The following is a 13,922-nucleotide window of genomic DNA, read 5'->3' as shown; positions in this document are numbered from 1 at the left end:
TGCGGGCGCTTCGGCGCTCGCCCGTGGACTACTGCACCCAAGAAAAGGAGTATCGTGTTGATCGGTCACAGGTCCCTGTTCCGTCACCTGGTCATCCTGTCCCTGTTACTGCCCGCGCTGGCCCTGGCCGCAACGGCACCCGTCAAGAGTCCCAACGACGACAACCAATATCGCTATCTGGAGCTCGAAAACGGCCTGAACGTACTGCTGATTTCCGATCCGGACGCCGACAAGGCGGCCGCCGCCATGAACGTGTCGGTGGGCAGCGGTGACGATCCCGATGATCGCCAGGGACTGGCGCACTTCCTCGAACACATGCTGTTCCTGGGCACGGAGAAATACCCGGAGCCCGGCGAATACCAGCAGTTCATCGCCAGTCATGGCGGGTCCCACAACGCGTTTACGGCGTTCCAGGACACCAACTACTTCTTCGATATCCAGGCCGACGAGCTGGAACCGGCGCTGGACCGTTTCGCCCAGCAGTTCGCCGCACCCCTGTTCACCGCCGAGTTGGTGGACCGGGAGAAGAACGCCGTCAATTCCGAATACTCCTCCAAGCTGAAGGAGGACGGCCGCCGCTTCCATTCCGCCGAGGAAGCCGTCATGAACCCGGAACACGCCATGAGCCGGTTTGCGGTCGGCGATCTGGACACCCTGGCCGACCGTCCGGGCGATCCGATCCGTGACGATCTGGTGCAGTTCTGGAAATCGCACTATTCGTCAAACCTGATGAGCCTGGTGGTGCTGGGCAAACAGTCACTGGATCAACTGGAGGCGATGGTCAAGCCCCGCTTCTCGGCGATCGAGAACCGCCAGCTGGCGCCCCATGAGCACACGGCCCCCATCTTCAAGCCGGGCTTCCTGCCGGCGTTCCTGCAGGTGCAGTCCCTCAAGGACGTGCGCCGTCTGGAGCTGACCTTCCCGCTGCCGTCCCAGCAGGACGAATACGCCGACAAACCGGTGGGTTACATCGCCAACCTGCTCGGCCACGAGGGCCAGGGCAGCCTGCTCAACGTGCTCAAGCAGGCGGGTCTGGCCAACAGCCTGGCCGCCGGCCAGGGTCAGGACACCGGCCACGAGAGTAGCCTGAACATCAGCCTGTCACTGACGCCCCAGGGGGTGGAGAACTGGCGCAACGTCATCGCCCTCACCTTCGACTACATCGACCGGATCCGTCAGGACGGCATCCAGGAAACCTACTTCGACGAGCTGCGGCAGCTGTCAGAGACCGGCTTCCGTTTCCAGGAGAAGCGTTCGCCGATCCACACCGTCAGCTCGCTGGCCATGCAGATGCAACGGGTCAAACCCGCCGACGCCCTGCGCGCGCCCTGGATGATGGAGGATTACACGCCGGCGAAATACCGCGCCGTGCTGGATCGCCTCACCCCGGACAACGTGCTGATCTCCCTGATGACGCCGCAGGCCCTGCCCAAGGACGCCCCGCGCACCGACTGGTATGACACGCCCTACCAGGTGACCGACTTCGACCCGGCCCAACTGGACGACGCGCCCGAAGCCCTCGCGGCCCAGCTTGGCCTGCCGGAGCGCAACCCGTTTATCCCGGAGGATTTCAGCATGGTGCCGGGCCAGACCATGGCTCACCCGATCAAGCTGGACGCGCCGGGTGCACCGACGGTCTGGTACGCGCGCGACAAGCATTTCGGCACCCCCAAGGCCAACGTCTATCTGAGTCTGCGCTCGCCCCTGACCCGGGATTCCGCCCACGGCCAGGTGCTCACCGAGCTGCTGGTAGACAGCATCCGCGACAACCTCAACGCCTACGCCTATCCCGCCCAACTGGCCGGGCTGGACTATCGGGTGTACTCGCACCTGCGCGGCATCACCCTCCGCGTGGGCGGCTACAACGACAAGCTGCACGTGCTGCTGCGCCGAATCATAACCCAGGTGGCAAATGGCGAGATTGACCCCGCCCGTTTCGAGATCAATCGCCAGCGCATGATCGACGAGCTGCGCAACCAGGCGAAGAGCAAGCCGGTCAGTCAGGCCATGTCGGAAATGCAGAGCGCGCTGATCGAGGGCGCCTGGCCGACCGGAGCCAAGCTGGAGGAAGCGGAATCGGTCACGCTTGGCGAGCTGCGTGAGTTTGCCCGTGACTACCTGAAGGAAGTGGATCCGGTGATGCTCGTCCACGGCAACCTGACGGAAGCCGCCGCCATCAACCTGCAGCGTCAGGCCAACGCCCTGCTGTTCGACGACAGCGACATCAAGTCGGTGCCGCGCAGCGGCGTACGCAAGCTGCCGGAGGGCGAGACCGATATCGGGTTGCAGGTGGACCATCCGGACACCGGCTATGCCCTCTACGTGCAGGGCGATTCCACCGAATTCGACGAGCGAGCCCGCTTTGCGGTGCTGGCGCAAATCATCAGCAGCCCGTTCTACGAGAGTCTGCGCACGCGCCAACAGCTGGGCTATATCGTGCAATCCTCGTCGTTCGAGATGCTGGAAGTGCCGGCCCTGGGCTTCATGATCCAGTCACCCAACAGCGGTGCGGACAAGCTGGACCAGGCAGTTGGCGAGTTCCTGACAAACTTCGAAGGCAAGCTGGCCGACATGAGCCCGGCCGAAGTAGCGCGGGAAAAGCAGGCGGTGCTCAGCCAATTGCTGGCGCAGGACCGCCAGCTCGGCGAGGTTTCCGAGCGCTACTGGCGCGAGATTGACCGCCAGGCGTTTGACTTCGACAGCCGCCAGAAGATGGCCGAGGCGATTCGCAAAGTGTCCCTGGACGACCTGACCCACACCTACCGCGAAGAGATCGAGCCGCGCCTGCGGTCCCTGAAAGTCACCGCTGGCAAGCAGGTCACCGATGACCGGGCCGCCCTGGACACGCTGCGCAGCGCGTCCTTCGTGTACTGATCCCGCCAACCTGGCGGGGCGGCTCTGCCACGAGCCGCCCCGCCCTCTCTATCCGTTTCGTTTCAATCTGAAGCTTAGCCGCTGCCCACTGAATCACTGACCACACAGGTCAGAATACGGCGCGCATGGCCTCGAGGCTGGGCCGTTCGATGACGCCCTTCTCGGTGACGATGGCATCGATCAGGTCCGCCGGCGTCACGTCGAACACGGGGTTATAGACGCTCACACCGTCCGGCGCCACGGACACGCCGCGTACCGCCCTGACCTCACTGCCATCCCGCTCTTCGATGGGAATGTCCGCGCCGGACTGCAGCGCCATGTCGACGGTGCTGGACGGCGCCACCACCATGAATTTCACCCCGTGATGCCGGGCCAGCACCGCCAGGCTGTAGGTGCCGATCTTGTTGGCCACATCGCCGTTGGCGGTGATCCTATCCGCTCCCACGATGACCCAACGCACCTCGCCCCGACGCAGGATCTGGGCGGCGGCGCTGTCTGCGTTCAGAGTCACCGGAATGCCTTCCTGCTGAAGTTCCCAGGCGGTCAGGCGGCTGCCCTGCAGCCAGGGGCGGGTTTCGTCAGCGTAGACCCGCGTCAGCCGACCGGCGCGCCACAGGCTGCGCACCACGCCCAGCGCCGTGCCGTAGCCGCCGGTGGCCAGGGCGCCGGTGTTGCAGTGGGTCAGCACCGCGAATGGGCTGTCCGGCATGATGCCCAGGGCGTGTTGCCCCATCAGCCGGTTGGCGGCCACATCCTCGGCGTGGATGGCTTCCGCCTCACCGGTCAGGCTGGCGACCGCATCCGCAGCGCTGGCGCAGGTCTGCAGCCGCGTGCGCATCCGCTCCAGCGCCCAGAACAGGTTCACCGCCGTGGGCCGGGAGGCCGCCAGGCGATCGATGGCATCGCCCACCGCCATTTTCCAATCAGCGTCCCGGCCGGCTCGCTGGGCCGCCAGCACCACACCGTAAGCGGCCGTGATGCCGATGGCCGGCGCGCCGCGAACGACCATATCGCGGATGGCGTCGGCCACGCCCTGAGCGTCGTTGTAGGTCAGCCAGATTTCGTCATCCGGCAGCAGGCGCTGGTCGAGCAGCGCCAGGTGGTCGCCATGCCAGAGGATGGCCAGGGTGCCGAGGCTGTCGGAAGCGGATGAATCGGTCATGGAAAAGCGTCCTGAAACTGAGGAGTTACTGGCCCCCGATTATAGCCCGTCCGGACGACTCCGGGCACCCGATCCGCTGGTTCCGTCCGGTCCGTATCGCTATACTGGCGGACACGCCGACGCCGCCCGTTCACGGCGTCAGAACCGGATTCTCCCAACCAGGACTGGCATGACCGCAGACACCATCACCGCTGTCGACACCCGCATCAACGCGCGCTGGATCATCCCCGTCGTTCCCTCGGGCACGGTCCTCAATCACCACGCCCTGCTGATCCAGGGCGACCGCATCGAAGCCATCGTGCCCCAGGCCGACGCCGACCGCGATTACCGCGCCCGCGAAACCCTGGACCTGGGCGACCACGTGCTGCTGCCGGGGCTGGTCAATGCCCACGGTCACGCCGCCATGTCGTTGATGCGGGGCCTGGCGGACGACCTGCCGCTGATGACCTGGTTGAACGACCACATCTGGCCGGCGGAGGCCAAGTTCGTCAGCGACGACTTCATCGCCGACGGCACCCGGCTGGCCATTGCCGAGATGCTGCGCACCGGCACCACCTGCTTCTCGGACATGTACTTCTTTCCCGAGATCGCGGCCCAGACCGCCACCGACGTGGGCATCCGCAGCCAGATCTGTTTCCCGGTGATGGACTTTCCCACCGCCTGGGGCAGCGGGCCGGACGACTACCTGAGCAAAGGCGCCGACCTGATCGATCAGTGGGGCCAACACAGCCACGCCCGCATCGCCATCGGCCCGCACGCGCCCTACACCGTCTCCGACGGCCCGCTGAAAGCCATCGTCGAGCTGGCGCAGGACAAGCAGGCCGCCATCCAGATTCACCTGCATGAAACCGCATTCGAAGTGGCCGACGCCCTGGAGAAATCCGGCATCCGCCCGACCCAGCGGCTGGCCGACCTGGGCCTGCTGACGCCCAACACCCAGTGCGTGCACATGACCCAGGTGGATCCCGGCGACCTGATGCGCATGGCCGAGAGCGGCGCCCACGTGGTGCACTGCCCGGAATCCAACCTGAAACTGGCCAGCGGCTTCTGCCCGGTGGACAAGCTGCAGAAGGCCGGCGTCAACGTCGCCATCGGCACCGACGGGGCCGCCAGCAACAACGATCTGGACCTGTTCGGTGAAGTCTCCACCGCCGCCATGCTGGCCAAGGCCGTGGCGAAAGACGCCGCCGCCCTCTCCGCCCACGATGCGCTGGCCATGGCCACCCTCAACGGCGCCCGGGCACTGGGTCGCGACCACGAGATCGGCTCGCTGGAAGCAGGCAAACTGGCCGACGTGATCGCCATCGACCTGAGCGACCCGTTCAACCAGCCGATCTACGACCCGGCCTCGCACCTGGTCTACAGCCGTCACGGACGCCAGTTGAGCCACAGCTGGATCGGCGGCGTACCCCAGGTACAGGACGGACGACTGACGCGGATCGACGTGCCGGACCTGATGCTTCGCGTAGATCAATGGGCACAACGCATCCGCCAGGGCTGAAGAGCCGCCCGGCGTCGATGCCGACAGACTTGCTGACAGGAAACCTGAGAATCATGACCGGTAACAACACAAGCGGTAACAACGTGAGCGGTAGCAACGTAGACCAGAACGAAATCGCCAAATTCGAGGCCCTCGCCAGCCGCTGGTGGGACCCCAACAGCGAGTTCAAGCCCCTGCACGAGATCAACCCGCTGCGCCTGAACTACATCGACGAGCGCGCCCCTCTGCCCGGCCGCAAGACGCTCGACGTCGGCTGCGGCGGCGGCCTGCTCAGCGAGGGCATGGCCCAGCGCGGCGCTCACGTCACCGGCATCGATATGGGCGAAGCGCCACTGTCGGTGGCCAAGCTGCACGGGCTGGAGTCCGGCATCAAGGTGGATTATCGCCGGGTCAGCGTCGAAGAGCTGGCCGAGGATCCGGAGCACGCCGGCCAGTACGACGTGGTCACCTGCCTGGAGATGCTGGAACATGTGCCGGATCCTGGCTCGGCGATCCGCGCCTGCGCCAAACTGCTGCGCCCCGGCGGCGACCTGTTCGTCTCCACCATTAACCGCAACCCCAAGTCGTTCCTGTTCGCCATCGTCGGCGCCGAGTACGTGCTCAACATGCTGCCCAAGGGCACCCACGAGTGGCGCAAGTTCATCCGGCCTTCGGAGATGTCGAACTTCCTGCGTGACGCGGGCTTCGAAGTGAACGACCTGACCGGCATGACCTATAACCCGATTACCCGCATCTACAAACTGGGCCGGGACGTGGACGTGAACTACCTGATGCACGCCAAACGGCACGACGACCGGAGCGACACGGTTTGAACCGCCCGCGCGCCGTCCTCTTCGACCTCGACGGCACACTGATCGACACGGCGCCGGATTTCGTCCGCTGCCTGAATGCCGTGCGCACCCGTTACCGGCTGCCTCACCTGCCGGAAGACGTGATCCGCGAAGCCGTATCCGACGGCGCCCGGGCGATGATACAGGTGGGCTTCGACCTGACGCCGGACGACGACGATTACTTCGACCGGCACAGCGAATTCCTCGACATGTACGAGAGCGAGATCGCCGTCGATACCCGCCTTTTCCCGGGTATGGAGGACTTGCTGGGCTGGCTCGAGGACAGCGGCATCGCCTGGGGCATCGTCACCAACAAACCGCGCCGCTTCAGCGTGCCGCTGCTGCACGCCCTGGACTTGCACGACCGCTGCGATGCCCTGGTGTGCCCGGACGACGTGGATCAGCGCAAGCCGCATCCCGAATCCCTGTTCCTGGCCAGCGAACTGCTCCAGGTCCCGCCGCCGCAATGCATCTACGTGGGTGACCACATCCGCGATATCGAAGCCGGACGACGCGCCGGCATGATCACCATTGCCGCCCGCTATGGCTACGTCCGCCACCCGGGAGAAATCGGCGAGTGGCAGGCCGACTACATCATTGATTCCGCCGCCCAGCTGCTGAGCCTGTTACAGGGCCGCTAGTGGCACGGGCACAGGCACAGGCACGCAGCATGCTGTTATCCAATCGTTTTTCGAATCAGACAGTGATCGATCCCGGTAAATCGGGCAGGCTACAATCAGAGATGACGGATCGCTCCCATCGGGCGATTCATGCACCGCCCCGCCGGGCCGAGTAAGGAGACCGAACCATGCAAGACTACCAAGCACCGGCCGACCTGCTTAAAGATCGCATTATCCTCGTCACTGGCGCCGGAGACGGCATCGGCCGCTGCGCCGCCAAGACCTACGCTGCCCACGGCGCGACGGTCATCCTGCTGGGGCGCACCATCAGCAAGCTGGAGTCGGTTTACGACGAGATCGAGGCCGCCGGCCATCCCAAGCCCGCCATCGTACCGATGAACCTGGAAGGCGCCGCGGTCAAGGACTACGAAGAGATGGCCATGACCATCGAGGAACAGTTCGGCCAGGTGGACGGCATCCTGCACAACGCTGGCCTGCTGGGGCAGCGCACGCCGATCGAGCTCTACGACCCGGAAGTATGGGACCAGGTCATGCGGGTGAACGTCACCGCGCCCTTCCTGCTCACCCGGGCGCTGATTCCGGCCATGCGCAAATCCAGCGACGCCTCGATCGTGTTCGTATCCTCCAGCGTGGGGCGCAAGGCGCGCGCCCACTGGGGCGCCTACTCGGTGTCCAAGTTCGCCCTGGAGGGCCTGAGCCAGCTGCTGGCCGACGAGCTGGACGACGAGCGCCACAACGTACGGGCCAACAGCCTCAACCCCGGCGCCACCCGTACCAACATGCGGGCCCACGCTTACCCGGCGGAAAACCCGGACAGCAACCCGACGCCGGAGGACATCATGCCGATGTTCCTCTACCTGATGGGCCAGGACAGCCACGGCGTCACCGGCCAACAGTTCGACGCGCGCTGATCCCATGAGCCGGGACAACCTTCATCCGATGCAGTTGGTGTTCTACACCACCGACCACTGCCAGCTTTGTGAACTGGCCGAGGCGCTGCTCGTACAAACGCCCATGGATCCGCCGATTCCCGTGGACGCGGTGGACATTGCCCAGTCCGAGGCCCTGGTGGCGCGCTATGGCGAGCGTATCCCGGTACTGCGGCGCGCCGACAACGGCCAGGAGCTGGACTGGCCGTTCACCCGGGATGATCTGCTCTCGTTTCTGGGCAAAACCTGAAGCGATGCATTAGATAGAAATACTCAATTTAAACAGCAATAGGTTATAATTTATTATTATCAAAAGTTGATAATCGATTGCTGCGACAGACCCGATTCCGAAGATCCGATCCGACAGTGAGGAACCAATCATGCTGATGGTCATTTCCCCGGCCAAAAACCTGGACTACGAGAGCCCCCTGGCGACGCAGAAATACTCCCAGCCGGCCTTCCTGGACGACGCCTGCGAACTGATCGACCAGCTCAAGCCGCTGGAGCCGCACCAGGTGAGCAACCTGATGGGCATCAGTGAGAAGCTCGGCGAGCTCAACGCCCAGCGCTACCAGGACTGGCACACACCGTTCACCCCGGACAACGCCCGCCCGGCCGTGCTGGCTTTCAACGGTGACGTCTACACCGGCCTGGATGCGCCGTCCTTCAGCGACGCCGACTTCGAGTTCGCCCAGGATCACCTACGCATCCTGTCCGGCCTCTACGGCATACTGCGCCCGCTGGACCTGATGCAGCCCTACCGCCTGGAGATGGGCACCAGGTTCGAGAATACCCGCGGCAAGGACCTGTACGCGTTCTGGGGCAACAAGCTGACCATGGCCCTGAACGACGAACTGGCGGACGAGGGTCAGGTGCTGATCAACCTGGCCTCCAACGAGTACTTCAAGAGCGTCAAGAAGAAGGAGCTGGACGCGCGGGTCATCACGCCCCAGTTCAAGGACTGGAAGAACGGCCAGTACAAGATGATCAGCTTTTACGCCAAGAAGGCCCGCGGTCTGATGTGCGCCTACGCCATCAAGAACCGCATCAACTCGGCGGAAGACCTGAAAAAGTTCGATGTGGCGGGCTATTACTTCAGTGAGGAACAATCCAGCGGCGACAACTGGGTGTTCCTGCGTGACGAACCGGCCTGAACCTGACCCATGAATGAAGCCCTGTTCTCGGAAATCGCACTTTACGTCCTGCTGACGGGGCTGATTGTGTGGATGGGCTTCATCGTCTGGGATCTGGCGAAGAAGTCCAAAGCCGGCCGCTTCGGCACGATGGCGCTGTTCATCGTGCTGGGCGCCGGTGTCCTGGGTTTCGTGATCAAGACGATCCTGGTGGAAGTGATGGGGATCTGAATCGCCCCTTCCTCTCCTCCCCCGCCTCAACCCGCCTACAACAACCGTCGCGCCAGCAGCCTGGCACTCTCAACGGCACACTCGCCCGTCAGTGGCCAGGTCTGCGTCAGCCCTTCGTGCAGCAGCATGAACTCGTCGCGGCACGCCTCCAGTCCCGTGGCGCGCACCATGCCGTCAGCGACTTCGCCCTTGTGACGTTGCAGCATCTCCCGTAGCGCCGGCTTGTCCGGATGCGCGGCAACGGCGCTGTGGAACAGACAGCCGTAGGACGCGTTCTCCGCCATCCACCGACCAACCCGCTCGAACATCTCGCCCAGCACCTGTTCCGGTCCGCCGGACAGATCCCCGAACAAATGCGCCAGATACCGGGTATGCCGGTGTTCCAGGGCCGTCAGCACCATGTCCTCACGTGACGGGCAGTACTTGTAGAGCGTGCGCAGACTGACCTGCGTGGCGTCCCGCAGGCCATCCACGCCGATCTCCGCAAAGCCGTGTTCGGCAAAGGCGCGCTCCAGCCCCGCCGCAATTTTCTCTTGTGTCGTTTCCATGGTTGACAGAGTAAAACGATCGCTCTACCTTCGCAAGTAGAACGATCACTTTACCGATCAGTGGGAGGCCTCATGAAAGCGACGACAACCACGAACCTGTTGCACCGTATGGCCGCAACGCCCGTGCTGGAGGCCGGACTGGTCATCGCCTGGAGCTCCGGCTTTATCGGCGGGACCCTGGCCTCCATGACCGCGTCGATCTTCCTGGTGCTGTTCTGGCGCTTCCTGCTGACGGCGCTGATCCTCCTACCGCTGGCCCTGCCGCAGTTGCGGCGGATGCCGGCACGCGACATCGGCCTGCAGGCACTGATTGGCAGCTTCGCCATGTTCGGCTACCTGGCCACCATGATCGCGTCCATCGACATGGGCGTGCCGCCTGGCACCGCGGCGCTGATTGCCGCACTGCAGCCGCTGGCGACCGCGGCGTTGTCGGGCGTCATTCTGGGAGAGAGCGTTGTTCTACGCCAGTGGGCGGGACTGGCCCTGGGCTTTCTCGGGGTAGCGGTATCCGTTGTCGGCGGGCTGAACGACGCCCCCCTGCTGGGTTACGGCCTGGCGCTGGTGAGCATGGCCTGCATCGTCACCGCCACACTGATCACCAAAGCCAAAGCCCGGGCGACGCCGATCGTCCCCACGCTGGCGGTTCAATGCGCGGCCTCCGCCGCTCTGTTCGCGCCACTGGCGATGATGGACGGCGGCTTGACCCCGGAACTGACTCCCGCGTTCGGTTACGCCGTCGTCTGGTTCATCCTGTTCTCGACACTGGGGGCTTACGGGCTCTACTGGGTCAACCTGGCGCGCACGTCCGCCACGCGCGTCTCCAGCCTGATCTACCTGACACCGCCGGTGACGACCGTTTGGGCCTTTGCGATGTTCGGCGAGCCGATCACGCTGCCGGCGGTTGCCGGTTTCCTGCTCAGTCTGGCGGGCGTCTGGCTGGCGCGGAATCGGCAGCCGGATGGGGAACTCACGCTACCGCGAGAGAGCCGCGGGATGGGATAGCGGCTGGAAGGAGACAGCCCGGCGCTGCGTCCGGGCTGTCGCGCCTGAGTTTCAGGCGCCCTGCGTTTTCTTCAGACTCTCCTGTTCACCCTGAGCGTGACGCGCGGCGCGGGCCGCATGCAGTTTCTTGTAGCTCTCGATCAGGCGCAGGTGCTTGTCCAGGCCCTCCAGCTGCATGTTGGTCGGGGTCAGGCCGTGGAAACGCACGCTGCCGTCGACGGTGCCGACCACGGCGTCCATGGTCTGCTCGCCGAACATGCGGCGGAAGTTGTAGAGGTAGTCGTCCAGTTCCAGCTCGTCGTCGAGCACCACTTCCAGTACGGCGCACACGGCGCGGTAGAACAGCCCACGCTCGACGGTGTTGTCGTTGAACTGCAGAAACGCCTCGACGAACTCCAGCGCCTCTTCGTGCCACTGCAGCGCCAGACAGATCAGCGCCTTAAGCTCGAGAATGGTCAGTTGGCCCCATTCGGTGTTCTCGTCGAATTCCACACCGATAAGGGTGATGATTGTCATGTAGTCGTCGAGCTGGCTGGCTTCCAGGCGCTCCACCAGGTCCGCCAGCTGTTCGTCGCTGAGGCGGTGCAGGTTTAGGATATCCTCGCGGTAGTCCAGCGCCATGTTGGTGTTATCCATGATGAGGTCCTCGACCGGATACACCTCGGAATAGCCCGGCACCAGGATGCGGCAGGCCGGCGCGCCCAGTTCCTCATAGACCGCAACGTAAACCTCCCTGCCCAGCTCGGCGAGAATGCCGAACAGGCGCTCGGCCTCTTCGTCGTTCGTACCGGAGAAATCCCACTCGACAAACTCGTAGTCGTGCTTCGCGCTGAAGAAACGCCAGGAGACCACGCCCGTGGAGTCGATGAAGTGCTCCACAAAGTTGTTGGGCTCCGACACCGCCTGGCTGTTGAACGTCGGCGGCGGCACATCGTTCAGCCCCTCGAAGCTGCGGCCCTGCAGCAATTCGGTCAGGCTGCGTTCCAGTGCCACCTCAAAGCTCGGGTGCGCGCCGAAGGAGGCAAACACGCCGCCGGTGCGCGGGTTCATCAGGGTGACGCACATCACCGGGAACTGGCCGCCCAGGGACGCGTCCTTCACCAGCACCGGGAAGCCCTGCGCTTCCAGCGCTTCCAGGCCTTCAACGATGTCCGGGTACTTGGCCAGCACGGCCTGCGGCACGTCCGGCAGGACAATCTCGTCCTCGATGATCTGCTTCTTCACCGCCCGCTCGAAGATCTCGGACAGGCACTGCACCTGCGCCTCGTTGCGGGTGTTGCCGGCGCTCATGCCGTTGCTCAGGAACAGGTTCTCGATCAGGTTGGACGGGAAATACACCGTCTCGCCGTCGGACTGGCGCACGAACGGTAGCGAGCAGACACCCCGGTCACTGCGGCCGGAGTTCGTGTCGATCAGGTTGGACCCACGCAGGTCCCCCTCCGGGTCGTAGATGGCGCGGCAGTGCTCGTCCAGGATGCCCTCGGGCAGCTCGTCGTTCGGGCCGGGCTGGAACCACCGCTCGTTCGGGTAATGAACGAAATCGCTGTGGGCAATCTCCTGGCCGAAGAACTGGTCGTTGTAGAAGAAGTTGCAGTTCAACCGCTCGATGAATTCACCCAGCGCGGAGCACAGGGCACTTTCCTTGGTGGCCCCCTTGCCGTTGGTGAAGCACGCCGGCGACGCCGCGTCGCGGATGTGCAGCGACCACACGTGCGGCACGATGTTGCGCCAGGAGGCAATCTCGATCTTCATGCCCAGGTCTTCGAGGATGCCCGTCATGTTGGCGATGGTTTCTTCCAGCGGCAGGTCCTTGCCCTCGATAAAGGTGCGGTCGGCGCTGTCGGTGTCCACCATCAGCAGGGCCTGGGCGTCCTCGTCCAGATTGTCGACCGTCTCGATCTGGAACTCCGGCCCGGTCTGCACCACCTTCTTCACGGTACAGCGGTCAATAGCGCGCAGGATGCCCTGGCGGTCCTTGTCCGACAGGTCCTCCGGCAGCTCCACCTGGATGCGGAAGATCTGGTTGTAGCGGTTCTCCGGGTCGACCACGTTGTTCTGCGACAGCCGGATGTTGTGGGTCGGGATATCCCGCGCCTTGCAGTAGACCCGCACGAAATACGCCGCGCACAGGGCCGACGACGCCAGGAAATAGTCGAACGGGCTGGGAGCGGACCCGTCGCCCTTGTAACGCAGGGGCTGGTCCGTGACGACGGTGAAGTCGTCGAACTTGGCTTCCAGTCGAAGGTTTTCGAGAAAGTTGACTTTGATTTCCATTGCGGGGATTACCAGGTTCGGAGAATTTGACGGGCTCAACGATCGAGCCACCGCCATTATCCAGTTTTGCGGGGGCGGCGTCTGCACCGATTGCGCAGCGCACCGTACGCGTTGCTGCGTACCGGGCCGGCTCACCGGACACGAAAAAGCGCCCCGCCGGCGGGCGGAGCGCTCTCAAGATGAAGGTAGCCTGCGACGGAGCCGTTATCCCCGGCTGGCGTCGATCAGGTGCTCCAGATCGGCCTTCACGGCCTCGACCGGATCGCTGTCGCGGGTCAGGAACTGGGCGTTGCCCCGGGCATCGAACGCGATGACCGCCGCGGCGTGGGAGACGTCGTAATTGCCGTCCGCGTCCGGCTCGCCGTAGCTGTAGGAAACGCGGAAACGATTGGTCACGTCGTCCAACTGCTCTTTATCGCCGGTCAGGCCGATGAACTGCGGGCCGAAGGCGTTGGTGTAGGTGGTCAGGGTTTGCGGCGTGTCCCGCTTCGGGTCCACCGACACGAACAGCACCCGGAACGCCTCCCGATCAGACGCATCCAGCTGCCGGGTGATCTGCATCAGCCGCGCCAGTGTGGTCGGGCAGACGTCCGGGCAATGGGTGTAGCCAAAGAAGACCACGGCCGGCTTGCCGGCGTAGTCCTGCTCGGTCACCGTCCGGCCGTTCTCGTCGACCAGCTCAAAGTCGAGCGACGGCAGCTTGTCGGAAATATCCGCCGTGCGCCAGTCATCGGCTTTGCAGCCAACGAGCATCACGGCAATCAGCAGCAGGAAAAGGTGTCTCAACATCGTGTATC

Annotated in this window: 13 protein-coding genes; 9 read left to right on the top strand and 4 right to left on the bottom strand. The window is 64.2% G+C overall.

Annotated elements, in window-relative coordinates:
* The first annotated feature begins 54 nt into the window (after positions 1 to 54).
* A complete protein-coding gene (locus tag GQB00_RS01005) occupies positions 55 to 2,874 on the top strand; it encodes an insulinase family protein (RefSeq protein WP_323127224.1) in 2,820 nt (939 codons plus the stop codon).
* A 109-nt stretch (positions 2,875 to 2,983) separates the two neighbouring features.
* On the opposite strand, the gene mtnA is transcribed toward GQB00_RS01005, so the two are convergent.
* Entirely contained in the window at positions 2,984 to 4,036 is a 1,053-nt protein-coding gene (mtnA, locus tag GQB00_RS01000; RefSeq protein ID WP_165854924.1) for an S-methyl-5-thioribose-1-phosphate isomerase, read from the bottom strand.
* A 169-nt stretch (positions 4,037 to 4,205) separates the two neighbouring features.
* Here mtnA and GQB00_RS00995 point away from each other — a divergent pair, with 169 nt between their 5' ends.
* From GQB00_RS00995 to GQB00_RS00965, 7 genes are all read left to right on the top strand, one after another.
* Positions 4,206 to 5,537 carry a TRZ/ATZ family hydrolase gene (locus GQB00_RS00995; protein WP_165854923.1) on the top strand — a complete coding sequence of 444 codons (1,332 nt, stop codon included), beginning with the start codon at positions 4,206 to 4,208 and terminating at the stop codon, positions 5,535 to 5,537.
* A 53-nt stretch (positions 5,538 to 5,590) separates the two neighbouring features.
* The gene (gene ubiG / locus GQB00_RS00990; RefSeq protein ID WP_207950575.1) at positions 5,591 to 6,349 is read left to right on the top strand and encodes a bifunctional 2-polyprenyl-6-hydroxyphenol methylase/3-demethylubiquinol 3-O-methyltransferase UbiG; all 759 of its coding nucleotides are present in this window, start codon (positions 5,591 to 5,593) and stop codon (positions 6,347 to 6,349) included.
* Positions 6,346 to 7,008 carry an HAD-IA family hydrolase gene (locus tag GQB00_RS00985; RefSeq protein ID WP_165854922.1) on the top strand — a complete coding sequence of 221 codons (663 nt, stop codon included), beginning with the start codon at positions 6,346 to 6,348 and terminating at the stop codon, positions 7,006 to 7,008. Before ubiG ends, GQB00_RS00985 begins: the two co-directional genes overlap by 4 nt.
* A gap of 167 nt (positions 7,009 to 7,175) precedes the next feature.
* Entirely contained in the window at positions 7,176 to 7,919 is a 744-nt protein-coding gene (locus GQB00_RS00980; protein WP_165854921.1) for a YciK family oxidoreductase, read from the top strand.
* A 28-nt stretch (positions 7,920 to 7,947) separates the two neighbouring features.
* Positions 7,948 to 8,187, top strand: a complete 240-nt coding sequence (locus tag GQB00_RS00975; protein WP_111496529.1) for a glutaredoxin family protein — start codon at positions 7,948 to 7,950, stop codon at positions 8,185 to 8,187.
* A gap of 130 nt (positions 8,188 to 8,317) precedes the next feature.
* Positions 8,318 to 9,091, top strand: a complete 774-nt coding sequence (gene yaaA, locus GQB00_RS00970) for a peroxide stress protein YaaA (RefSeq protein WP_111496530.1) — start codon at positions 8,318 to 8,320, stop codon at positions 9,089 to 9,091.
* A gap of 9 nt (positions 9,092 to 9,100) precedes the next feature.
* Positions 9,101 to 9,301, top strand: coding sequence for a DUF2788 domain-containing protein (locus GQB00_RS00965; protein WP_111496531.1), 201 nt, complete (start codon positions 9,101 to 9,103; stop codon positions 9,299 to 9,301).
* 35 nt (positions 9,302 to 9,336) lie between these two features.
* Here the strand turns inward: GQB00_RS00965 and GQB00_RS00960 are convergent, their stop codons facing one another.
* Complete coding sequence (locus GQB00_RS00960) at positions 9,337 to 9,849, bottom strand: TetR/AcrR family transcriptional regulator (RefSeq protein WP_111496532.1); 513 nt, start codon at positions 9,847 to 9,849, stop codon at positions 9,337 to 9,339.
* Between the two features lie 72 nt (positions 9,850 to 9,921).
* Between GQB00_RS00960 and GQB00_RS00955 the strand changes: the two genes are divergently transcribed.
* Positions 9,922 to 10,851, top strand: coding sequence for a DMT family transporter (locus tag GQB00_RS00955; protein ID WP_111496533.1), 930 nt, complete (start codon positions 9,922 to 9,924; stop codon positions 10,849 to 10,851).
* Positions 10,852 to 10,902: 51 nt separating this feature from the next.
* Here the strand turns inward: GQB00_RS00955 and GQB00_RS00950 are convergent, their stop codons facing one another.
* Together GQB00_RS00950 and GQB00_RS00945 are read right to left on the bottom strand one after the other, a co-directional pair.
* The gene (locus tag GQB00_RS00950) at positions 10,903 to 13,125 is read right to left on the bottom strand and encodes an OsmC domain/YcaO domain-containing protein (protein WP_165854920.1); all 2,223 of its coding nucleotides are present in this window, start codon (positions 13,123 to 13,125) and stop codon (positions 10,903 to 10,905) included.
* A gap of 204 nt (positions 13,126 to 13,329) precedes the next feature.
* Positions 13,330 to 13,914 (bottom strand): SCO family protein, encoded by a 585-nt coding sequence (locus GQB00_RS00945; protein ID WP_165854919.1) that lies wholly within the window; start codon positions 13,912 to 13,914, stop codon positions 13,330 to 13,332.
* Between the last annotated feature and the right edge of the window lie 8 nt (positions 13,915 to 13,922).

Source organism: Marinobacter sp. JSM 1782161, from assembly GCF_011421605.1.
GTDB classification, from domain to species: Bacteria; Pseudomonadota; Gammaproteobacteria; order Pseudomonadales; family Oleiphilaceae; genus Marinobacter_A; species Marinobacter_A bohaiensis.
The sequence above is the reverse complement of the archived record's forward strand: the minus strand, read 5'-3'. Positions and strand labels throughout refer to the sequence as shown.